Origin of the sequence: Leuconostoc miyukkimchii, from assembly GCF_019656055.1 — a bacterium.
GTDB classification, from domain to species: Bacteria; Bacillota; Bacilli; order Lactobacillales; family Lactobacillaceae; genus Leuconostoc; species Leuconostoc miyukkimchii.
This window is the reverse complement of the sequence record NZ_BPKY01000003.1, coordinates 49,154-73,069: the sequence shown is the minus strand read 5'-3', so window position 1 is coordinate 73,069 and position 23,916 is coordinate 49,154. Positions and strand designations below refer to the sequence as shown.

At 38.2% G+C, this 23,916-nt stretch carries 21 protein-coding genes and 1 other RNA gene; all 22 read left to right on the top strand.

The features are described 5' to 3' along the window. The first annotated feature begins 13 nt into the window (after nt 1-13). The 22 genes from K5Q13_RS03680 (at nt 14) to K5Q13_RS03575 (ending at nt 23,845) form a co-directional block, all read left to right on the top strand. The gene (locus K5Q13_RS03680) at nt 14-997 is read left to right on the top strand and encodes an IMP dehydrogenase (RefSeq protein WP_220740052.1); all 984 of its coding nucleotides are present in this window, start codon (nt 14-16) and stop codon (nt 995-997) included. Between the two features lie 93 nt (nt 998-1,090). Then, on the top strand, nt 1,091-2,638 hold the full coding sequence (gene guaA, locus K5Q13_RS03675; RefSeq protein ID WP_220740050.1) for a glutamine-hydrolyzing GMP synthase: 1,548 nt from the start codon (nt 1,091-1,093) through the stop codon (nt 2,636-2,638). A gap of 127 nt (nt 2,639-2,765) precedes the next feature. After that, nucleotides 2,766-3,380, top strand: a complete 615-nt coding sequence (gene recU, locus K5Q13_RS03670; RefSeq protein WP_220740048.1) for a Holliday junction resolvase RecU — start codon at nt 2,766-2,768, stop codon at nt 3,378-3,380. A 23-nt stretch (nt 3,381-3,403) separates the two neighbouring features. Continuing rightward, nucleotides 3,404-5,572, top strand: a complete 2,169-nt coding sequence (locus K5Q13_RS03665; protein ID WP_220740046.1) for a transglycosylase domain-containing protein — start codon at nt 3,404-3,406, stop codon at nt 5,570-5,572. 52 nt (nt 5,573-5,624) lie between these two features. Continuing rightward, nucleotides 5,625-6,179: an SLOG family protein gene (locus K5Q13_RS03660; RefSeq protein ID WP_220740044.1), complete on the top strand. Its 555-nt coding sequence runs from the start codon at nt 5,625-5,627 to the stop codon at nt 6,177-6,179. Between the two features lie 94 nt (nt 6,180-6,273). Then, complete coding sequence (locus K5Q13_RS03655) at nt 6,274-6,663, top strand: DivIVA domain-containing protein (protein WP_220740043.1); 390 nt, start codon at nt 6,274-6,276, stop codon at nt 6,661-6,663. Between the two features lie 43 nt (nt 6,664-6,706). Beyond that, nucleotides 6,707-7,076: RNase P RNA component class B (gene rnpB, locus K5Q13_RS03650), an RNA gene on the top strand. A 163-nt stretch (nt 7,077-7,239) separates the two neighbouring features. Next, nucleotides 7,240-8,715, top strand: a complete 1,476-nt coding sequence (locus tag K5Q13_RS03645; RefSeq protein WP_220740041.1) for an ABC transporter substrate-binding protein/permease — start codon at nt 7,240-7,242, stop codon at nt 8,713-8,715. A 255-nt stretch (nt 8,716-8,970) separates the two neighbouring features. Next, nucleotides 8,971-9,456, top strand: coding sequence for a 5-(carboxyamino)imidazole ribonucleotide mutase (gene purE / locus K5Q13_RS03640; RefSeq protein ID WP_220740039.1), 486 nt, complete (start codon nt 8,971-8,973; stop codon nt 9,454-9,456). Beyond that, entirely contained in the window at nt 9,453-10,568 is a 1,116-nt protein-coding gene (gene purK / locus K5Q13_RS03635; protein ID WP_220740037.1) for a 5-(carboxyamino)imidazole ribonucleotide synthase, read from the top strand. Before purE ends, purK begins: the two co-directional genes overlap by 4 nt. Then, on the top strand, nt 10,555-11,298 hold the full coding sequence (locus tag K5Q13_RS03630; RefSeq protein ID WP_220740035.1) for a phosphoribosylaminoimidazolesuccinocarboxamide synthase: 744 nt from the start codon (nt 10,555-10,557) through the stop codon (nt 11,296-11,298). Before purK ends, K5Q13_RS03630 begins: the two co-directional genes overlap by 14 nt. Nucleotides 11,299-11,308: 10 nt before the next feature. After that, on the top strand, nt 11,309-11,575 hold the full coding sequence (gene purS, locus K5Q13_RS03625; protein ID WP_220740032.1) for a phosphoribosylformylglycinamidine synthase subunit PurS: 267 nt from the start codon (nt 11,309-11,311) through the stop codon (nt 11,573-11,575). After that, entirely contained in the window at nt 11,572-12,240 is a 669-nt protein-coding gene (purQ, locus tag K5Q13_RS03620; protein ID WP_220740030.1) for a phosphoribosylformylglycinamidine synthase subunit PurQ, read from the top strand. Before purS ends, purQ begins: the two co-directional genes overlap by 4 nt. An 82-nt stretch (nt 12,241-12,322) precedes the next feature. Then, entirely contained in the window at nt 12,323-14,545 is a 2,223-nt protein-coding gene (gene purL, locus K5Q13_RS03615; RefSeq protein ID WP_220740028.1) for a phosphoribosylformylglycinamidine synthase subunit PurL, read from the top strand. Then, nucleotides 14,527-16,146 (top strand): amidophosphoribosyltransferase, encoded by a 1,620-nt coding sequence (purF, locus tag K5Q13_RS03610; RefSeq protein WP_220740026.1) that lies wholly within the window; start codon nt 14,527-14,529, stop codon nt 16,144-16,146. The genes purL and purF overlap by 19 nt, the downstream gene beginning before the upstream one ends. Next, entirely contained in the window at nt 16,146-17,183 is a 1,038-nt protein-coding gene (gene purM / locus K5Q13_RS03605; protein ID WP_220740024.1) for a phosphoribosylformylglycinamidine cyclo-ligase, read from the top strand. The genes purF and purM overlap by 1 nt, the downstream gene beginning before the upstream one ends. Beyond that, nucleotides 17,177-17,767, top strand: a complete 591-nt coding sequence (gene purN / locus K5Q13_RS03600; protein WP_220740023.1) for a phosphoribosylglycinamide formyltransferase — start codon at nt 17,177-17,179, stop codon at nt 17,765-17,767. Before purM ends, purN begins: the two co-directional genes overlap by 7 nt. Beyond that, on the top strand, nt 17,764-19,290 hold the full coding sequence (purH, locus tag K5Q13_RS03595) for a bifunctional phosphoribosylaminoimidazolecarboxamide formyltransferase/IMP cyclohydrolase (RefSeq protein WP_220740021.1): 1,527 nt from the start codon (nt 17,764-17,766) through the stop codon (nt 19,288-19,290). Before purN ends, purH begins: the two co-directional genes overlap by 4 nt. A gap of 65 nt (nt 19,291-19,355) precedes the next feature. Next, nucleotides 19,356-19,817 carry an 8-oxo-dGTP diphosphatase gene (locus K5Q13_RS03590; protein ID WP_220740019.1) on the top strand — a complete coding sequence of 154 codons (462 nt, stop codon included), beginning with the start codon at nt 19,356-19,358 and terminating at the stop codon, nt 19,815-19,817. 168 nt (nt 19,818-19,985) lie between these two features. Beyond that, nucleotides 19,986-21,236 carry a phosphoribosylamine--glycine ligase gene (gene purD, locus K5Q13_RS03585; protein ID WP_220740017.1) on the top strand — a complete coding sequence of 417 codons (1,251 nt, stop codon included), beginning with the start codon at nt 19,986-19,988 and terminating at the stop codon, nt 21,234-21,236. 75 nt (nt 21,237-21,311) lie between these two features. Next, on the top strand, nt 21,312-22,976 hold the full coding sequence (locus tag K5Q13_RS03580) for a formate--tetrahydrofolate ligase (protein ID WP_220740015.1): 1,665 nt from the start codon (nt 21,312-21,314) through the stop codon (nt 22,974-22,976). 65 nt (nt 22,977-23,041) lie between these two features. Continuing rightward, nucleotides 23,042-23,845 carry an alpha/beta hydrolase gene (locus K5Q13_RS03575; RefSeq protein WP_220740013.1) on the top strand — a complete coding sequence of 268 codons (804 nt, stop codon included), beginning with the start codon at nt 23,042-23,044 and terminating at the stop codon, nt 23,843-23,845. Nucleotides 23,846-23,916 lie beyond the last annotated feature (71 nt).

The following is a 23,916-nucleotide window of genomic DNA, read 5'->3' as shown; positions in this document are numbered from 1 at the left end:
CGGAGAAAAAAATATGTCTGAAAAAAATAACGAAAATCAAGGACTTGGTTACGACCAAGTGCTACTTGTACCTGGTGCTTCAAATGTGTTACCACATACAGTGTCCTTAGCAACAAAATTAGCTGATGATTTCATCTTAAATATCCCACTTATTTCTGAAGCAAATGGGGTAGCAACAGATACACGCGCTGCTGCTACTGCATTAAATGGTGGCTTGGGTGTCATTGCAGAACAAGAAGATATTTCTGGACAGATGGCTGCTGTTTCAGCGGCTAAGGCTACAGAAGTTGACTTGAAAAAATATCCAAATGCTTTCTTGGATTCAAAAGGGCGGGTTCGAATTGCTGCTGAAGTTTGGTTAACGACTGGGGCACAAATTCGTGTTGAAAAGCTTATCGCAGCTGGAGCAGACGCAATATTTTTCTATCTGCATGATACATTAAGTAAACAAACAAATGATATTGTTAAAGCTGTTCGAAAGGCATTTCCAACCGTATTTTTGGCAGTTGGTGTCATTGAAGATGCTGGTATTGCAGGGGCATTATATCAAGATGGTGTAGATGCAGTAATTGCTGGCCGTTCCGTAGATTCCTACTTACCAAATAACACATTTTATCCATTTTTGACCACAACACTGGCGATTGCTGAAGTAGCAGCTGAATTTGATAAGGCAGTGATTTCATCTGGTGGTGTTCATTATTCAGGCGATGTTGTCAAAGCGATCGCTGCAGGAGCGGATGCAACATTAGTTACTGACTTACTCAAGGGTGAAGTTTTGGAGGCTGATGGCACATTCGTTGGTGGTAACATGTCTATTGATGATGCAATATTTCAGTCTGATGGCGGTTTACGCGCTGGAATGGGTTATACAGGTTCATCAACAGTTGCAGATTTAAAGTTAACAGCGCAATTTGTTCAAATTACTGATAATGGTCTTCGTGAATCACATCCACATGATGTTGAAATTACTAAAATAGCACCGAACTACGCCAAATAATCTCTTATGAATTAATAAATCCATTTTTTAGAGTGATTAATTTAAAAGTCGATATGACATGAGCATTATTTTTTAGACATAAAGGAGAATAACATGGCTGATCTAAATGCCGACAAAGTTTTAGTATTGGATTACGGTAGTCAGTATAACCAATTGATTACCAGGCGTATCCGTGAATTAGGTGTTTTTTCTGAATTAAAGTCGCGTAATATGACAGTTGATGAAGTGAAAGCATATAATCCTAAAGCTATTATTTTATCAGGTGGGCCTAAATCAGTATATGAAGATGATTCCTTCACCATTGATGATGAAATTTTTAATCTCGGCGTGCCAGTACTTGGCGTATGTTATGGTATGCAATTAATGGCGCAAAATCTTGGCGGAAAAGTTGAAGCCAACATAGGTAATGGTGAATTTGGTCAAACAATTTTGAACCAAACTGAACAAAGTGGTCGTTTATTTGCTAATACACCCACAAGTCAAACTGTTTTGATGAGTCATTCAGATAATGTTGTTGACTTACCTAGTGGTTTTGTTGTAACTGGTGGCTCCAAAGCGACACCAATTGCAGCGATTGCTAATGAAGAACGTCGCCTTTACGGTGTACAATTTCATGCGGAAACAACACTTTCAGAACATGGTAAGCAAATTTTAAAGAATTTTGTGTTAGACATTGCACAGGCAAATCCTAACTGGGATATGAGTGGTTTTATTGACGAGCAAGTTGCACATATTCGTGAAGTTGTCGGTGATAAAAAAGTATTACTTGGCCTTTCTGGTGGCGTGGATTCATCAGTTGTTGGCGTGTTGCTTCACAAAGCTATTGGGAATCAATTAACTTCAATATTTGTTGACCACGGTTTGTTACGTAAAAATGAAGCTAGCCAAGTCATGGAAATGATGGGTAAGCAATTTGGTCTAAATATTATTAAAGTAGACGCGCAAGAACGTTTTTTGTCAAAGTTAGCAGGTGTAACTGATCCTGAACAAAAGCGTAAAATAATTGGTAATGAATTCATTCAAGTTTTTAATGACGAAGCAACTAAACTAGACGGTATTGAGTTTTTGGCACAAGGTACATTGTATACTGATGTTATTGAATCTGGCACAGATACTGCACAAACAATTAAGTCGCACCATAATGTTGGCGGCTTACCAGAAGACTTACAATTTAAGTTAATTGAGCCCCTTAATAAATTGTTTAAGGATGAGGTTCGCGAGTTGGGTGAGGCATTGGATATGCCACACGAAATGGTTTGGCGTCAACCGTTCCCTGGTCCAGGACTTGGGATTCGTATTTTAGGTGACATTACAGAAGATAAGCTAGAAATTGTTAGAGATTCTGACTGGATTTTACGTGATGAAATTGCTAAAGCCGGACTGGAAGCTGATGTTTGGCAATATTTCACAGTGTTGACAGGTGTTCGCTCAGTGGGTGTTATGGGTGATTACCGTACGTATGATTATACCATCGCTATCCGAGCAATTACTTCTGTTGATGGTATGACAGCTGATTTTGCGCAGTTACCATGGGAGCTATTACAGAAGATATCAGCTCGAATTGTCAATGAGGTTGGTCACATTAATCGTGTTGTCTATGATATTACGGCTAAGCCACCAGCAACAGTTGAGTGGGAATAGTATTTTCAGTCTTATATTAAACCGAGTTCATAACACTATTTTGTGACAGATGACAAGTTTCAACTTGTCATCTTTTTTTATGGTAAAATAGTAAATATATTGGTTTAAATTTAAAGTTGGGGGAATAATGGCAATCAATTATCCTACTGGAACCCACCGTATCAGTGATATCAGTAACACGATGCGTACGGGAAAAACAACTAAAAAAGCTTTGACATTTGGTAAGCGTGGTATGGGTTTAGAGGATGAAATAAATCTTGCAAATGAATACTACCTCGCCAATCATTTAGCAGTGATTCATAAAAAGCCCACCCCAGTTACAATTGTAAAGGTTGATTACCCGGCGCGTTCCGCAGCCAAAATTACCGAAGCTTATTTTAAACAAGCGTCAACAACTGATTATAATGGTGTTTATCAAGGACGCTATATCGATTTTGATGCAAAAGAAACTAAAAACAAAACAAGTTTTCCTCTAAAAAACTTCCATGAACATCAAATTGTACATCTTGCCGGTATTTTATCCCAAAATGGTGTTGGTTTTGTGATTATTAAATTTACAAGTTTAAATGAAACATATGTTTATCCAGCTCAAAATTTAATCACGCAGTGGCAGAAATTAAATGGTAAGCAGTCAATTAGTTACCAGGAAATTGTGCGAGATAGTTATGCTGTACCAAATAGTCTAAACCCAAGTTTAGACTATTTAAAAGCTGTTGATCAATATTTTGAACATTTAAACTAACAATTAGGAGTACGCCAGTAATTATGTCAAATGAGAATAAATGGTCGCGTGTCAATCGTAACCAAAATATGTACGATAATCATCCCGCAACCGAGCCACCAGTTACAAAAAAGCAAAATTATAATGGTGGTGGACCAAAAAAGCCTCGTAAAAAGCGACGATGGTTTCTTACAATAATCCTATGGCTATTTCTTTTGGGTATAATTGCAGGTTTGTCTGGTTTTGCAGTGTTTATTACATATGCTAATGATGCACCTAATATTACAGAGTCTAATTTAGCATCTGAACCTTCTAGTGCTATTTATGATAGTCAAGAAAAAAGCATATGGAAATTGTCAACAGTAGAGCGTGACTATGCCAATTCAAATGAGATTCCTAAACAATTAAAACAAGCGGTTGTAGCGACTGAAGATCGTCGTTTCTACAAGCATAATGGTGTTGACCCTATTCGTATTGCTGGGGCAGCATTGGCTAACGTTAGAGGCTCATCATTAGGTATGCAGGGGGGCTCAACCTTAACACAACAGCTTGTTAAACTTTCCGTGTTTAGCACGTCTACTGCTGATCAAACAATCAAGCGTAAGGCGCAAGAAGCTTGGTTAGCCATGCGAGTAGAAAAGAATTTTTCAAAAAATGAAATACTAACTTTCTATATGAATAAAGTTTATATGGGACATGGTGTTTCAGGTATGAAAACGGCCTCCGAATATTTTTACGGAAAACCGTTAACACAGCTGTCTTTGGGTCAAATTGCATTACTCGCTGGGATGCCACAGTCACCCACCTACTATGACCCATACTTAAAAGATCCTTCGCGAGCAAGAGAGCGGCGTAATACCGTATTATCTGCTATGGTCAAGTATGGCGCAATCACGCAAAATCAAGCAGATGCTGCAATTAAAACACCAGTGACTGATGGATTACAAGATTTAACGGCAAAAATCAATTTAGCAAACAATGGTCGTCGTGTGGCTGACGCTTATGTTCAATCCACGTTAGCTGAGGCTAAAGCACTAGGTTATGATACGACAAAGTCTGGACTGAAAATCTATACAAACATGGATTCAAACATGCAACAGTATATGTATGACACTGCCAACGGCAATACTGTAGCTTTTCCTTCGGCAGATGCACAAATTGGGGCAACAATGACAGATCCAACTAATGGTAAGGTCGTTGCTCAAATCGGTGGTCGTAATACTGACGTATTACAGGCAACTAATCATGCGAAATTGACTGGTCGTTCGGCTGGTTCTTCTATTAAACCACTGCTAGATTATGGACCTGCTATTGAGTATCTGAACTGGCCAACATATCGAACTGTCGAAGATAAAAAATTTAGATATCCTGGTACAGATACAGATGTGTATAGTTGGGATAGGCGTGACATGGGCAACATGACAATGAGATCCGCTTTAACGCAGTCACGTAATGCGCCAGCGGCACGAACTTTGGAAGAGGTTGGTGGTACGAATGCTGCCAAATTTGTTAATGGTCTTGGTATTCCTACGAGCACTGTGCCTGGTGGTCAAGATGCCATTGGTATTCCAGCTTCAACAGAAGAAGAAGCTGGAGCATTTGGAGCTATTGCCAACGGTGGAACGTACTACAAGCCAACTTATATTACAAAAATTGTAACAGCAGATGGCACAACACATAACTATAATGTCACAGGTAAAAGGGCAATGAAGTCCAGCACAGCGTTCATGTTAACTGACATGTTAAAAGGAACTATTAAACCTAACGCTACCGCTAATGATGCAGCAATTCCAGGATTGCATCAAGCGGGTAAGTCTGGTCTGGTTGCTTATGGCGATAATGAAAATATGCCAAGTAGAGCAATCAAAGATTCTTGGTTTACAGGATTCACGAAATCATATACGTTGTCTGTTTGGACTGGCTATGATTGGCCGCGTGATTATATACCTTGGGAATATCAGGACTTGCCCGCACAATATTATCAAAGAGTCATGTCATATGCAATGCAAAACAAACCCAATACTGATTGGACAGCACCCGATACAGTGGTGCCAAAGGTCAGAGGAAACATTGTGGAATACGAAGTACGTGGTCAAAAATGGAGTAATGGTGGCTTGCCACTAGTTAATTCAATACCGCAATCCGGCGAAACACCGGCTGAAGCAGGAATTTCAGGTTCTGCAGCGGTAGGGGCTACATCTGGTAATAATTAATTTGTGTTAGAAGTCTTGCTTAGGCAAGACTTTTATTTTAGAGGTAAATGAGATGTCAAGACTATGGATAACTGGCTATCGTAGCTACGAAATGGGTACATTTGGTGATGCAGATCCAAAAATTAAAGTGATTAAGTATGGTCTAGAACGCACACTAAGAGAACAAATTGATAATGGACTTGAATGGGTTATAACTGGTGGACAATTGGGCGTTGAACAATGGACAATAGAGGTTGTTTCTGATTTAAAAAAAGAGTTTCCAACATTAAAGCTTGCAATCATGATGCCTTTTCAGAAATTTGGGAGCCAGTGGAGTACAGACAACCAAGCTAAACTCAACCGATTACTTGCTCAAAGTGATTTTTCTAAAAGTGTTTCAAATGAAGAGTATAAAGGACCACGGCAATTACAAAATTATCAGCAATTTATGCTTGAACATACTGATGGTGCAGTATTGGTCTATGATGTAGAATTTGAAGGAAAACCGCTGTACGATTATCATGTTATCCAGAAACAACAAAGTGTTACGCCATATCCTCTGACAATGATTAATATGGATCAACTACAAGAGTTTGCAACTGAATATGAAGAAACACAACATGAGTAGAAACATTCAAATAAATGAATAATCAATAAACTTGTAATTTTAGTAATTTATTGGTAATATAGAATGAGTAAAAAAATAAATGAGGTGTGAACTTGTGGAACAAGTAAAGTACACGCAAAAAGATATTCTAGAACGCGTTTTTAAACAAAAGCGAATGGGTGTTGGTTATGATCCCGCTGATGTTGATAGCTTTTTGGATGACATCATCAAGGATTATGGTGCTTATGCTGGTCGTGTTGACCAGTTGCAAAATGAAGTTGCACGTTTGCAGACAGCATTGAAATCTTCACAAGAACAACTGGTTGCTGTAAAACAACAATCACAAGTTGTTCGATCAGAAGTTACTTCTGAGACGCCTGATGTTGTTATACCAGTTGTCGAAGCACCAAAGCCGGCTCAAGTTGTAACTAATTTAGATTTGATTAAACGTGTTGCTAACTTAGAACGTGCTGTATTTGGAAATGATAACGACAATGTGAAGTAAGCATCACGCATTGTTTGACATTAATGTTTTAAAATAATTTGTAAGTATCGGGTAATTGCGCGTTATATTTCTAGCGTGAGGAAGGTCCATGCTCACACAATCTGTGATGATTGTAGTGATTGTGCTGGGATAAAAAATAAACCCAGGGACAGAGATGTTACGGCGGTCGAAAGGGTTAAGGCTTCGGCTATGTCTGAATAGGCTCGAAGGTGCCATAGAAACGTACGCATTAGTGAAAGCTATTGTTTGAGACGAGGTAAACCCCACAAGTGGGCAACCCAAACTTTTGGTAGGGGCGGCTGATCTAGCGAATAGAAGCGATGGTTGGTATGGTTTGATAACAAACTTAGATAGATGATTACCGAAGGTAATATGTGCCTGCATATTACTGGAACAAAACATGGCCTATAGATACTTACAACAGGTGACGTCACTATGTGGCGTTTTTTTATGTCGTTTTATACAAAAAACGTGTAATATACATATTTTTATGAATAACAGCGTGATAATGTTGCATAAAAATTCATAACAGGTTATGATTAATAACGTTAATTAGGATATAGGAGAATTGAAGAAATGATATATAAAACTATAAAAAAATTCGTAATCATGGCTGTAGGGTTGTTATTACTTATTCCCTTACTCTTGTCATTTGTGCCACAAGCACAAGCTGCAGAAACTGATCCAGCATATAGTGCGATTAAAAAGCGTGGTGTAATGATTGTTGGTTTGTCAGCTGATTATGCACCATTCGAGTTTCATACAACAATTAATGGTCGAGATCAAATCGTTGGTTTTGAAGTAGATATGGCCAAACAAATCGCAAAAGATTTGGGCGTTAAACTACAAATTAAGGAAATGGGATTTGATGGATTAATCGGGGCTGTGCAAACAGGTAAGATTGATGTAATTATTTCAGGTATTAATGCAACGCCAGAACGTGAAAAGGTGGTTGATTTTTCAAAATCATATATGTCACCAAAACAGACAGTATTGATTCTCAAAAAAAATGCACCACAATTTACATCTGATGTTAATTCGTTTGTAGGCAAAAAAATTGGTGCACAGCGTCAAACAACGCAAGAAACATTTGTACAAAATAACATGTCTGCATCAAAATTAGTGAGTTTGCAAAAAGTACCAGACTTAGTATCGCAACTGTCAGCTGGAAAAGTTTCAGGTGTTGTTCTTAATGATCCTATTTCTGAAGCCTATGCACAGCAAAATAAAGCATTTCAAGTCATTTATCCAAAGCCTAATGAGGCTGAAGGTGCAGTATCCGTTGCAATGCGCAAAAATTCGCCAGTGTTGCAATCAAAAATTAATACATCAATTGATGACATTGTTAAGTCTGGTAAATTAAAAGCATATCAAAAGAAAGCAAACACATTAATGTTTGCTAAACAATCATTTTGGGCAAAGTATGGTAATTTATTTATTAAAGGTACTGGTATTACCTTGGCGTTAGCTGCGATTGCAGTAATTATTGGTGTCGTACTAGGTACAATAGTTGCGTTATTTAAATTATCACCTAATTTCATTTTTAAATCACTCGGAAATATATATATTGAATATGTACGTGGTACACCTTTGTTGGTACAAGCTTTTATGGTATTTTTCGGTACACAAGTGATCGGATTAAATCTGTCAGCATTTGCAGCTGGTGCATTAGCAATGGGTCTAAATTCAGCGGCATATGTTGCTGAAATAATTCGTTCTGGTATTAATTCTGTCAACTATGGTCAAACAGAAGCAGCTCGTTCACTTGGTCTATCTAAAGGTAAGGCGATGCGTTATATTATTTTACCGCAAGCTATCAAAAATATTCTACCGGCATTGGGTAATGAATTTGTCACAGTAATCAAAGAAGGATCAGTTGTATCTGTTATAGGTGTTGGCGAGTTAATGTTCCAAACAGGTGTTGTACAAGGCGCTAGTTTCCAACCATTTTTCCCACTTCTGATTACCTCCCTTATCTATTTTGTCTTAACATTTACTATTAGTCGTGCGCTAGGATACGCTGAAAAGCGGATGGCTCGTACCAGTCGTTAAATTTAATCTGGAAGATTAATAGAACCGAATATTAGGATTTTATATTTATGAAAGTGCTTACAAAGCAAACGTTCGTAAATAAAGAGAAAAAGTATTGAATCGTTCGTGATAAACGAACGATTTTTTTATTTGTGTGAAATTTCTTATTTAAAAGCGAAGCATTTTTTGTTTTTTTCTGTTAAATTAGAATTGTAAACGAACGAAAAATAATTGTTAATCGTAATTTAGAACAAAAAACGAACAATGGAGAAAAACATGCCACAAGTTGCAGTAGTTATGGGATCAACGAGTGATTGGCCAGCCATGCAAAAAACAACCGCTTTATTAGATAATCTTGATATCGCTTACGAAAAACATATTATTTCTGCTCATCGTATGCCTGAAGAATTACAAAGATTTTCTCAAGAAGCGCAAAATAATGGTTTGCAGGTAATTATTGCCGGAGCAGGTGGTGCGGCACATCTGCCAGGAATGCTTGCTGCTAATACAATTATTCCAGTGATTGGTGTACCAATGCAGTCGCGTGCGTTAAATGGATTGGATTCCCTCTTATCTATCGTACAAATGCCAGCAGGTATTCCAGTTGCCACTGTGGCAATTGGAGAAGCAGGCGCTAAAAATGCAGCGATTCTTGCCGCACAAATTATCGCTTTAAACAATATTGATGTAGCGCATAAACTGGCCGAGTTTCGTAAAAATCAAACGCAACAATCGATTGATAGTGAGGCGAAATTAATATGACAAATATTATATTACCACCTGCAACAATCGGAATTATTGGTGGCGGACAATTGGGTCAAATGATAGCACTTTCAGCAAAGGCAATGGGGTACAAAGTAGGCGTTTTGGATCCAACACCACAGTCACCAGCTGGTCAAGTATCTGACTTTCAAATTGTTGCTGAATATAATGATGATAGAGCTTTAAATGAACTTTCACAACGGAGTGATGTTTTAACATACGAGTTTGAAAATGTTGATACCATAGCATTATCTAAGCAAAACACAGCATTACCACAAGGCACCAAACTACTTGAGATAACAAGTAATCGTTTGGTGGAAAAAAATTTTGTTCGCGATATCGCCAAAGTGCCAGTCGCACAGTTTGCTGCTGTCACATCCATAAAGGATTTCAAAACAGCGATTGAAGAGATACCACTACCAGCGATTTTAAAAACAGTTAGTGGTGGGTATGACGGACATGGTCAATGGTCGGTTGAAAGTGAAGCAGATGTTAATAATATTTTGACAAATTTTCCATCAGGTAACTTAATATTAGAACAAAAAATATCATTTGAAAAAGAAGTGAGTATTATGGTGACTCGCGATGCATATGGTGAAGTTACCATGTGGCCAGTTTCTGAAAACGTACATGTTGATCATATTTTAAAAACAAGCCATGTTCCGGCCACAATGACTAACCTAAATATTGAAAAAATAAAAAAAGTAGCCATAAAAATTGCTGATGCACTTGATTTACGAGGTGTATTAGGTATTGAACTATTCCTTAATGATAACGATATTTGGGTAAATGAATTAGCACCAAGACCACATAACTCAGGTCACTACAGTATTGAAGCAACCAATATATCACAATTTGAAGGACATATCCGTAGTATTACTGGTCTGAAGTTGCCTGAAATCATACAAAAAAAGCCAGCGTTAATGTTAAATTTGTTGGGAAATGAAATTCAACAAGCTAGAGAAGATTTAGTGAATCATCCGGAGTGGCACTTTCATGATTATGGTAAGTCAGAGATTAAACATAATCGAAAGATGGGACACATTACGGTGCTTGGTGAGGAAAATATCAAAAAACTTTATGAATGGAGTCAGGTACATGGACAGTATTGAATATAAAAAAAGTAGTATTTCAAGAACAACACTAGAATATACTGGTAAGGCTAAAAAAGTATATGCAACGGATAATCCAGACATATTGTGGATTCATTACCTTGATCAAGCAACGGCATTAAATGGCAAAGTCAAAGAAACAATTCGTGGAAAAGGTGAATTAAACAGTGCAATTAGTCATTTATTATTTACATACCTCACTAATAATGGCGTAGCCAATCATTATTTATATACTATTTCAAAAACAGATGAACTGGTCACTAAGTTAAATATTTTACCAATTGAAGTTGTTACAAGAAATTATGCATCTGGACATTTTGTTAGTAAGTTCGATGCTGTTGCGATGCAAAAGTTAGACCCTATTGTGCAAGAATTTTATTATAAATCAGATGAATTGGATGATCCGTTTATAAATGATTCTCAAATTCTGGCATTAGGATTTGCTACAGCCGATGAATTAACTCAGCTGCGTCAAGAATCGCAAGTAGTTAATAAAAAGTTAACGCGTTTATTTGAAAAAGTCGGCATAAAACTAATTGATTTTAAACTTGAATTTGGTCGAACAAAGGATGGCAATATTTTATTAGCTGATGAGTTATCGCCCGATAACATGCGTCTTGTCGATATTGAAACCGGGAAATCATTAGACAAAGATGTTTTTAGACAACATTCTGGTGATGTTACAGTTGGCTATCACGAAGTGCTTACACGATTGCAAGAAATTATCTAGGGAGAAAAACATGTACTTGGCAAAAATTTATGTAACTTACAAACCATCAATTTTGGATCCACAAGGAGAAGTGATCAAGGCTGCCCTTAAACGTATGGATTATGCAGGAATCAATCAAGTTGCCCAGGGCAAATATTTTGAAGTTAAGCTCGAGGCTAAAGATGTTGACACAGCAACAGCTGAAGTACAAAGTTTTACAGATGCGCTGCTGATTAATCAAAATACTGAAACCTATCGCTTTGATTTAAGTTTGGTATCAGATGAGGTGTCTATATGAAAGCAGCTGTGATTAGCTTTCCAGGATCAAATTGTGATTTTGATATGTTGTATGCCTTACAAGATTTTGGTGTTGATGCAGAAATTGTTTCTGCTAAACAAAATAGTTTAGCAGAATTTGATGCAATTTTTTTGCCAGGTGGTTTCTCTTATGGAGATTATCTTAGAACTGGTGCCATTGCACGTTTTTCACCAATCATGAGCGCAGTGACTCAAGCAGCTAATGCTGGTAAGTTAGTGGTTGGTATCTGTAATGGTTTTCAAATTTTAACAGAAGCAGGTTTACTGCCAGGGCAATTATTGGGTAATGCTACGACTGGATTCATCTGTGATGATATTGAATTAAGTATTACAAATGGTCAAACAGCATTTACAAACAGTTATGAGTCAGATGAAAAAATCGTCATACCAGTTGCGCATGCCGAAGGAAATTTCTTTGCTGATGAAGATACTTTAAATAAACTTGAAGAAAATAACCAAATTGTCTTTCGATATGTTAACAATCCAAATGGTTCTGCACATGATATTGCTGGTATTATGAACGAACAAGGTAATGTTTTTGGTATGATGCCTCACCCAGAACGTGCGGTTGATGAAGTTTTAGGTAATATTGACGGTCAAAAGTTTTTCAAAAGCATGCTATCTACCATCCTAGCGAAAGCATAAATGTGAATAGATATTTTTCCGAACTCAGTCATATACACATATTTAAGTCGCAACGGAAATGAGTTGTACGAAAGGCAAAAAAATGGCAACAGTCACAAATAACGAGCTCTCACCTGAACAGGTACGCGATTCTAATATTTATAAGCAATGGGGATTAACAGAAATAGAGTATAACCTGATTGTGAAAGAATTAAAGCGGTTACCCAACTTTACAGAAACAGGCATTTTTTCTGGTATGTGGTCAGAACATGTTTCATACAAAAAATCTAAGCCAATTTTACGTAAGTTTTGGTCAAAAAATGAGCGCGTACTACAAGGACCGGGTGAAGGCGCTGGTATTTTAGATATTGGTGATGGTCAAGCAGTAGTGTTTAAAGCTGAAAGTCATAATCATCCCAGTTTTGTAGAACCATACGAAGGTGCTGCTACTGGTGTTGGTGGTATTTTACGAGATATATTTTCTATGGGTGCACAACCAATTGCAGTATTAGATTCACTTCGATTTGGTGAATTAAATGATACACACACAAAGCATATTGTTGATGGTGTCATTGCTGGAATTGCTGGCTACGGTAACGCAATTGGTATTCCAACTGTTGGTGGTGAAATTAGTTTTGATCATGTATACGCTGGTAATCCGTTGGTAAATGTGATGGCTGTTGGATTAATGGATCAATCAGCAATGCAGGTTGGTCAGGCGCATGGTGTTGGTAACTCAATTATTTATGTTGGTGCTAAAACAGGTCGTGATGGTATTAATGGGGCATCGTTTGCATCCGCAGAATTCTCAACAGATCAAGAATCGGATCGATCTGCTGTGCAAGTGGGAGATCCATTTTTAGAAAAGTTAGTGATGGATGCAACGCTTAAGGCAGTTAGAGAATATTCTGATATTATTGTCGGTATTCAAGACATGGGTGCTGCTGGTTTATTATCTTCAAGTTCAGAAATGGCAGCTAAAGCTGGCATGGGTATTACATTAAACTTGGATATGGTGCCGCAACGTGAAACAAATATGACACCATATGAACTAATGTTGTCAGAGTCACAAGAACGTATGGTGTTAGTTGTTAAACGTGGTGAGGAACAGGCGATTATTGACTTGTTCCAAGAATCAGACTTGGATGCAGTTATTATTGGTGAAGTAACTGATAATGGTCGATACATTTTAAATTTCAAAAATAATACTGTAGCGGATGTGCCAATTGATTTCTTAACTCACGCGCCAAAACAAAATTTGATAATGACTGAACCAAAGCGGTTATCAAAGTTTACAAAAACACAATATCAGCCAGATATGTCTGATGTCAAAAATACGATTATATCATTAGTAGCACAAGCAACAATTGCTTCAAAAGCATCATTATTCCGTCATTTTGATTCTATGGTACGCACAGATACTGTGATTAAATCTGGTGGCGATGCAAGTTTGGTTCGTGTCCGTGGTACTCAGAAGGCATTGGCAATGACAACGGATGTTAATGCACGGTACTTATATTTAAATCCAAAAGTAGGGGCACAGATGGCCGTTGCTGAAGCAGCTCGAAATATCACAGCTACTGGTGCAACGCCAATTGGTATCACAGATGGGTTGAATTTTGGTTCACCTGACAATCCAGAAGTTTATTATGAATTAGATCAATCTGTTGCTGGGATAAATGATATGGCTAAGAAACTCAATACGCCAATTATTTCTGGTAATGTGTCACTATATAACGAAACTGATGGTCAGGCAATTTATCCAACACCAATGATTGGCATGGTTGGCTTATTGGATGATGTTTCCAAGGCAACCACAATTGCATTTAAGCATGCTACAGACAGTATTTATGTTATTGGTGAAACAACTGACAGTTTTAATGGTTCTGAAATTCAAAAGTTACAAACTGGTGAAATTGAGGGGCAATTATTTGAATTTGATTCAGACCAAGAATTAGCTTCACAAGCACTTGTGCGTGATGCAATCGCAAATGATTTCATTGCCAGTGCACATGATCTTTCAGAAGGTGGCTTAATTGTTGGTTTACTAGAAAGCAGTTTTGCAGGTCATCTGAGCTTCAATGTGAACACTAACCAAGCAGATAAATATTTGTTTGCCGAAACACCTAGCCGATTTGTTGTCAGTGTACCAGAGGAAAAAGCCAATCTGTTTGAAGAACTTGCTGGTAAACAGGCCACTAAAATTGGTTCGGTAACAGATGGTGATAATATCGTCGTTAACACGACTACGCAAACTGTCACATTATCACGACGCGAAGTGAAAAAAGTCTATCAGGAGAGCATTTCATGGCAATTAGAGGGTTAGAACAACAAAAAATCGATGAAAAATTAGCCCGCCAAACTGAAAAAACACGTGTTAATGTACGTAGTCTTAATGAGGAGTGTGGTATTTTCGGTGTTTGGGGTCGTCAAGATGCTGCACAACTTACTTATTACGGATTGCATGCACTACAACATCGTGGTCAAGAGGGTGCAGGTATTGTCTCTAATAATAATGGTCATTTATGGCAGGAACGTGGATTAGGTTTACTCAGTGATGTTTTCCGAGATCCAGAGCGTATTCGTGCTTTGGTAGGCACAAGCGCAATTGGACATGTACGTTACGCGACTGCAGGGTCACATGGCGTTGAAAATATACAACCACTTATGGTGAATTTTCATGATATGCAAATATCGTTGGCTCATAATGGTAATTTGACAAATGCAATGTCTTTACGAAAAGATTTAGAAGAAGAAGGCGCTATTTTCCAAAGTTCTTCCGATTCAGAAATTTTATTACACCTTATTCGTAGGTCAAAAGCAGCGACGTTTGTTGGTAAGCTAAAAGAAGCACTGAATATAGTTCGTGGAGGATTCGCTTATTTATTGCTGACACCGCATGGTATGTATGCAGCACTTGATCCACATGCTTTTCGACCATTTGTCGTAGGACAAATGCCTGAAGGAAATTATATAGTGACGTCAGAAACAGCAGCATTGGATGTTGTTGGTGCAAGGTTTGTACGAGATGTGCAGCCCGGTGAATTACTTGCAATTGATGATAACGGTCTAACTATTGATACTTTCACTAAGAATACATCTCTAAACATTGATTCAATGGAATACATTTATTTTGCTCGGCCAGATTCAACTATTTATGGGGTGAATGTTCATAAAGCTCGAAAACGTATGGGAGCTGCACTTTCTAAGGAGCAGCCAGTACCAGGGGCAGATATTGTTGTTGGTGTACCTAATTCAAGCTTGTCAGCTGCAGCAGGTTTTGCTGAGGCTACAGGTTTACCTAATGAGCTAGGTCTGGTAAAAAACCAATATATTGCGCGAACGTTTATTGAACCAACACAAGATAAACGTGAACGTGCTGTGAGAATGAAACTAAGTGCGGTTAAAGATGTTGTACGAGGTAAGAACGTCGTGTTGGTGGATGATTCTATTGTTCGTGGGACGACTTCTATGTTTATTGTCCGAATGTTAAAAGAAGCAGGGGCAAAATCAGTGCATGTTCGGATTGCTAGTCCAGTATTTAAATTCCCTTCATTTTATGGTATTGATATGCAAACTACTGAAGAGTTAATGGGCGCCACAAATTCACTAGATGAAATGCGTGATAAAATCGAAGCAGACTCAATTGGGTTCCTATCGGTTGACAGTCTGGTTGAAGCAATTGATTTACCTTATGATGGCGAAGGAACTGGACTCACGACGGCATATTTTGATGGTCATTATCCGAGCCCAATTTACGACTATGCGGCGAGTTTAGATCAATTTGTGGCATCAAATCGTGTTGGCTTTTCGCCTGAACCAACCACGACTTATCATCCACGGCAAGTGGCATCGTTGCGTAATGAAGAAATTTTGGACGATGGTACAATTCATTTAGATTCTCAAACAATTCAGGGAGTAGAATGATGACTGAAAAAAATGCCTATCAACAGGCAGGTGTAGATATTAAAGCGGGTGAACAAGCAGTTGAACTCATGAAAGATGCGGTGGCTGATACATATACACCTAATGTGTTGGATGGCATCGGTGGATTCGGCGCGGCATATGCTCTTGGGTCTAACTACAAAAATCCAGTTTTAGTGTCTGGTGCAGATGGCGTTGGAACAAAATTATTATTAGCCATTGCAGCTGATAAACATAATACGATTGGTCAGGATTTGGTGGCCATGGTGGCTAATGATATTTTGGCACAGGGTGCAAAACCAGCTTTCATACTAGATTATTTAGCAGTAGATAAAATGAGACCAGAAGTTGTTGCAGAAATTGTTACCGGTGTTGCAAAGGCTGCAAAGGCGTCTGGTATGGCACTTATTGGTGGCGAGAGCGCAGAGTTACCAGGTTTATATGCCAAAAACCACTATGATTTGGCAGCTTTTGCGGTTGGTGTGGCTGAGCGGGAGCAACTATTGGATCCCAATAATGTTGCCGTTGGTGATGTTTTAATTGGGTTACCATCATCAGGTATTCATTCGAATGGCTACTCATTAGTTCGACAAGTCTTAGGAATTACAACAAGTGAGCGTTTCAAAGATTTACCTATTGCCATGCAAGAAACGTTGTTAACACCAACAAAGTTGTATGCGCAGGCCGTATGGCCTTTAGTTGAACAAGGATTTGTGCAGTCAATGGCACATATCACGGGTGGCGGGCTCACTGAAAACTTGCCACGTGCGTATGCCAAAACATTATCTGCTAAAATCAACTGGGGTTCATGGCCTATTCTACCTATTTTTAACGAATTACAAGCAGCTGGAGACTTGTCTTTGGAGGACATGCTATTAACGTTTAATAATGGGCTAGGCATGGTTTTGGTTGTAAAATCAGAAGATACTCAAAAAGTTATATCACAATTATCGCAAACGAATCAAGCAGCTTATATTATTGGTGAAATGGTTAATGGTCAAGAGAGTGGTGTTGTTTTTGAAGGGGATGCACCATGGTGAAAAAAGCACGTTTAGCTATATTTGCTTCAGGAACTGGTACAAACTTTCAAGCCTTACATGATGCTGTTTTACAACGTCAACTCAATGCAAAAATTGTACGCTTAATTGTTGATAAATCAACAGCTGGTGCGCTTAATTTGGCAAAGTTGTTTGGTGTTCCTGCAACATTTATTAAATATTCAGATTATGCAACAAAAACGGATGCTGAACAGGCCATTTTAAAACAACTTGAAATAGACGATGTTGATGGCATTTTACTTGCCGGGTACATGCGTATTTTGACGCCAACATTGATTGATGACTATGCTGGTAAAATTGTAAATTTGCACCCAGCTTTATTACCTCACTTTCCAGGTAGGCATAGTATTTTAGATGCCTATGAAGCAGGTGTAGAATTTACTGGCGTGACGGTTCATTTTGTTGATACTGGCATTGACACTGGTGAAATTATTGTGCAACAAAAAGTGCCACGATTACCCAGTGATTCATTACAAGATTTAGAAACACGAATTCATCATGTTGAACATGTTTTGTATCCAAACACATTAGAGCAGTTACTTAACGAAGGAGTATTTTTAAAATGACACGTGCATTACTTAGTGTTTCTGACAAAAACGGGCTGGTACCATTTGCCCAAAAATTGGTTGAGCTTGGTTATGAGCTAGTTTCAACTGGTGGCACACATAAAGTTCTTGCTGAAGCAGGACTAGATGTCATTGCAATTGATGATGTGACGGATTTTCCAGAGATGTTGGATGGCCGTGTAAAAACATTACATCCCCGTGTTCATGCTGGATTATTGGCACGACGTGATTTGCCGGAACATATGGCAAAATTAGCGGAATTTAATATCACACCAATTGATTTAGTTGTAGTCAATTTATATCCATTTAAGGCAACAATTCAAAAGCCAAATGTTAGTGAGGCAGAAGCCATTGAAAATATTGATATTGGTGGTCCCTCGATGTTACGCTCGGCAGCTAAAAACTTTCAATCTGTTTTACCAATCATAGATCCAGCTGATTATGATAAGGTCATTGAAAAATTAGAGACAGATCATGTTGATGAAGCATTTCGTCAAGGATTAGCAGCCAAAGTATTTCAACATACGGCAGCTTATGACGCTTTGATTGCTGACTATCTCACAAAATCAGAATTTCCAACAAATTTGACGTTACCATATGAAAAATTTGATGATATGCGTTACGGTGAAAATCCACATCAAAATGCTGCTGCATACACAACGGCATTGCCAGAATCTTATTCGGTTTTGAATGCAAATATTTTACATGGTAAGCAATTGTCTTATAATAATATACGTGATGCTGACGCTGCTTTACGAATTATTGCTGAATTTGATGACACAACTGTTGTGACAGTTAAGCATATGAATCCAGCAGGTATTGGACAAGGGCAGACTTTAGAAGTAGCTTGGGATGCGGCATTTGCTGCAGATGATATCTCAATTTTTGGTGGCATTGTGGCATTGAATCGTGAAGTTGATGTCGCCACAGCAGAGAAGATGCATAACATTTTCTTAGAGATCATTATTGCACCAAGTTTTACACCAGAAGCGTTTGATATTTTGTCAGCAAAGAAAAATCTACGTTTATTGACATTGCCATTCACAACAAAAATATCTCAAAATCTAGAAGTAACATCTATCTTAGGCGGTGTGGTCGTACAAGAACGTGATTTAATCGGCGAATCAGAAGCTAATTTTGAAGTTGTTTCAAAAGCACAACCTACTGATGAACAATTACGCGCTATGATATTTGCTCAAAAAGCAGTGAAGCATGTGAAGTCAAATGCCATTGTTGTGGCACGTGATGGACAGACATTGGGTATTGGCGCAGGTCAACCAAATCGTATTGATTCAGTTATTTATGCAATTCAAAAAGCTGAAAAGAAACCAGGATATGACCAGGCAGTTTTGGCATCTGATGCATTCTTTCCGATGGATGATTCCGTACAGTATGCAGCAGATCACGGTATTAAAGCAATTGTTGAGCCGGGTGGATCAATCAAGGACAAAGATTCAATTGCCAAAGCAGATGAGCTTGGTGTTGTATTAATCTTTTCTGGATCGCGACATTTTAAACATTAAAAATTATTGTAAAACGCTGATTTCAGCGTTTTTTCTATGCTATAATTTCTCACAGAGGGTTAAAAATGGCACGAACAACACCAATTGAACTGACAAATATGATTATGATTGAAAATCCAAATACTCGTGAAATCTTAGTGCAAGATCGTCACAATCCAAGTTGGCCCGGTGTAACGTTTCCGGGTGGACATATTGAACCTGGTGAAACTGTTGTAAATAGTGCCATCCGTGAGGCAAAAGAAGAGACAGGTTTAATGATAGAAAATCCGCGCCTAGTTGGCATCAAGGAATGGGCACTAGACGGAGATGCTCGCTATATTGTAATGTTGTTCAAAGCAACAAAATTCCGTGGTGAAATTCATGCCAGTACAGAGGGCGATATATTTTGGACGACACGTGAATCATTGAAAAATATGAAAACACCACATACGTTTTTAGAGATGTTACCAGTATTTGATGAGGAAAAAATCAGTGAATTAGCTCTAGGAGATCCAGAAAAAGGGGAGCAAGTCATAACGTGGTTGTAACCGCATACATTCCAAACGTTCGTTTAAGAGTCTGAATATATTAATAACGTTCGTTTTTCACGAACATTCTTAATAATTGTGAGAAAAAAATAATTTATTAACGAACAAAAAATAAAAGTAATCTGCTAAACTAAGGTATAACATAAAATAAACAGTTTAGAGGTCATAATGAAAAAAGTATTGGTCATCGGTTCTGGGGCTCGAGAACATACATTAGCTCAGACATTTTTACGCAGTGAAGCGGTAGATACGGTCATTGTTGCACCTGGAAATGATGGCATGACAGATCCTGGATTAAGACGTGAGTCTATTGCAGTAACAGATTTAATAGGATTACGTGATCTTGCATTATTGGAAGCTGTCGATTTAACATTTGTCGGTAACGAAGAACCTCTAACTCTAGGTATTGTTGATTTGTTCCAATCCTCTGGCATAAGTATTTTTGGTCCATCTAAAGTTGCCGCTCAATTAGAAGGATCGAAGTCTTTTACAAAAAATCTTTTACAAAAATATGCAATTCCTACAGCACAATCGGTAACAGTCAATTCGCTTGATACGGCAATGGCGGTTTTACAAAAATTTGGTTTGCCAATTGTTTTTAAATTAGATGGTTTGGCGCTGGGAAAAGGCGTCACTATATTAACGAACGAATTAGAGGCGAAGAACTATCTAAATGATTTGTATGTTCAGGATGCAAACGCAACTTTGGTGATTGAAGAATACCTTGATGGTGTTGAATTTTCAATTTTCTCTCTCGTTGGTAAAAATGGTGTGGTAACACACGCGCCATTAGCGCAGGACCATAAACGTCGTTATGATGAAGATAAAGGGCCCAATACCGGCGGCATGGGCGCCTATAGCCCTGTTAATTGGCTTAGTGAGGAGATTAAAGCGCGTGCTATTTCTGAACTTGTGCTGCCCACAATTGATGCTATGGCACAAGAGGGCACACCGTTTACTGGTGTTTTATATACAGGTGTCATGTTGACCAAAGAGGGACCAAAAGTAATTGAATTTAACGTACGTTTTGGTGATCCAGAAGCTCAAGTTGTATTACCTCAGTATACAGGAGACTTTTATGAGTTAGTTACTCAGCTATTGGCCGGCAATCAAATTCATCCAAGTTGGCAAAAAAAGTATGTTTATGTTGGTGTTGTGTTAGCAGCAGCAGGGTATCCAGGAAATCCAAAGAAGGGCGCAATCGTACCAACTATCACTGATGTATCACCACTAACAATCAATTATGCAGGAGTGAAATCTGGTAAGGCAAATGGTGGTCGTGTTGTCACGATTGTGGCTCATGATGTGAATGCAACTTTGGCACAAAAGCGTGTCTATCGTACAATAGAAAACTTAGATACGGCACTACAATATCGCCATGATATTGCATATCAAGCAGTACAACATGAAAATAGTTAGTAGTTCTATTAATTTTTATTGATAAAATTATTTTAAGTATCAACTAACATATTTAGAAAATAGGGAAGGATCACAATGCAAACAGATATTGAAATTGCGCAAGCTGCTCATGTTAAACCAATTACTGAAATCGCAGCAAAAGCAGGACTACAAAGACAAGAAATTGAACCCTATGGTTATGACAAAGCTAAAATTAAGCTTGATCCATCAGTTAATCGTAAACAAGAATTAGGGAAATTAATTCTTGTCACATCAATCAATCCAACACCAGCTGGTGAGGGTAAATCTACGGTAACAGTTGGTTTGGCTGATGCTTTGCAATTGGCAGGCAAAAAGACAATGATTGCTCTGAGAGAACCTTCTTTGGGACCAGTTATGGGCATGAAGGGTGGTGCTACTGGGGGCGGGTATTCACAAGTTGTCCCAATGGCAGATATTAATTTACATTTTACGGGTGATTTTCACGCTTTGACGTCAGCACATGATACACTAGCTGCTGTTTTAGATAATAGTTTACAGCAAGGAAATCCTTTAAATATTGATCCGCGTCGTATTTTATGGAAACGGGTTTTAGATATTAACGATCGTGCATTACGCCACGTTAATATTGGTATGGGCGGACCAACTTCTGGTGTACCGCGTGAAGATGGTTTTGATATTACGGTTGCTTCTGAATTGATGGCTATTTTAACGTTATCGACTGATTTGATGGACTTGAAATCACGCGTTGAACGTATTGTTGTTGGTTACACTTATTCTAAGTCACCAGTGACCGTCAAAGATTTAGGAGTTGCTGGTGCATTGACTGTTTTACTTAAAGATGCCATTAAGCCTAATCTTGTTCAAACATTGGCGCATACACCAGCCATTATTCATGGTGGACCGTTTGCTAATATTGCTCAAGGAACAAACTCTATTTTGGCAACAAGAACTGCCCTACAATTGGCTGATTATGCTGTAACAGAAGCTGGTTTTGGTGCTGATTTAGGTGGAGAAAAGTTTTTAGATATTAAGGTACCATTACTTGGAAAAACACCTGATACAATTGTTGTTGTAGCAACGATTCGTGCATTAAAACATCATGGTGGGGTTGCGCTAACTGATTTGAATGAAGAAAATGTGACTGCATTAAAAGTTGGTTTAGAAAATCTTGGACAACATTTGAGTGCAATGGGGCGCTACGGTGTACCTGTCGTTGTGGCTATCAATCGATTTACCGCTGACACAGAAGCTGAACTGCAAACCATTAAAGATTATGTTGAGCAGTTTGGTTCAGAAGCCTACACGACTGAAGTTTGGGCAAAAGGCGGTGCTGGTGCTAAAGAACTAGCCGCTGCAGTGATTGAAAAAACAGCTCAGCAATCAGATTTCACACCATTATATAAAAATGAGGATTCAGCGATTGATAAACTCAATGCTATTGTTCAAACAATTTATGGTGGTGCACATGTTGTGTTATCTGCGTTAGCTCAAAAGCAATTAGAAGAGTTTAAACAACGTGGCTGGGATAAGTTACCAATCATTATGGCTAAGACGCAGTATTCATTGTCTGATGATGCTAAAAAATTAGCGGCACCAAAAGATTTCACCATTCACGTTCGAGAATTCGTACCTAAACTAGGTGCAGGTTTTCTTGTGGCTATGACTGGTTCAATTTTAACGATGCCTGGATTACCGAAGCATCCGGCAGCATTAGATATTGATATCGATGAAGATGGGGTCATTACAGGTCTTTTTTAGGCAAAGACTAAAAGTAATGGTTCAAAAAAATTTGATAAGTATTGATATATGTGAGAGGAGTGAGTATGGCTTTTTTACAGGTGAACTATTATTCTGAAGTTCTGGGAATGGACCGTGTGATGAATGTTATTTTGCCAGAATTATCTGATCATAATCCAGATTGGACAGTGGCTGATTTACAAGACGTCCCAGTCTTATATTTATTGCATGGCATGTCAGGAGATCAAGCGGTTTGGCAAAGACGAACTAGTATCGAGCGGTTAATACGACAAACACCCTTAGCTATTGTCATGCCATCTACCGATTTGGCTTGGTATACCAATACACAGTATGGCATGGCATATTTTGACGCCTTAATTGATGAATTGCCTCAAAAGGTAGCAACACTTTTCCCACAAATTTCAAAAAAACGTGATAAGAATTTTGTTGCGGGTTTGTCGATGGGTGGTTATGGTGCTTTTAAAATGGCATTTGCTAGCCAGCAATTTAGTTATGCTGCCTCATTATCTGGTGCGTTAATTGGCGATTTGAATTTTCCTGGTCGCGATGATTGGCAAAATAGTGACTATTGGCGTGGCATATTTGGTAACTTGTCAAATTTTAAGGGCTCTGAAAATGATATTCTTGCGTTAGCCAAAAAACAAAAAGAAGAACAAAATTTATTGCCCAAACTTTATGCTTGGATTGGTGAGCAGGATTATTTATTTGAGAATAATCAACACGCTATTGCCAACATTAAGACACTTGGATATGATGTGACCTTTGAAACCAGTCCGGGTGAGCATGAATGGTATTATTGGGATAAAAAAATCGAACGGGTGCTTGAATGGTTGCCCATTCATTATCAACCAGAAAAAAGATTATCTTAAGAACGCTCTTTTAGATAAGTGTTAATTTAGATGTTTTATAGTGTCACTTTAAAAATAAATAGTTGAAATTA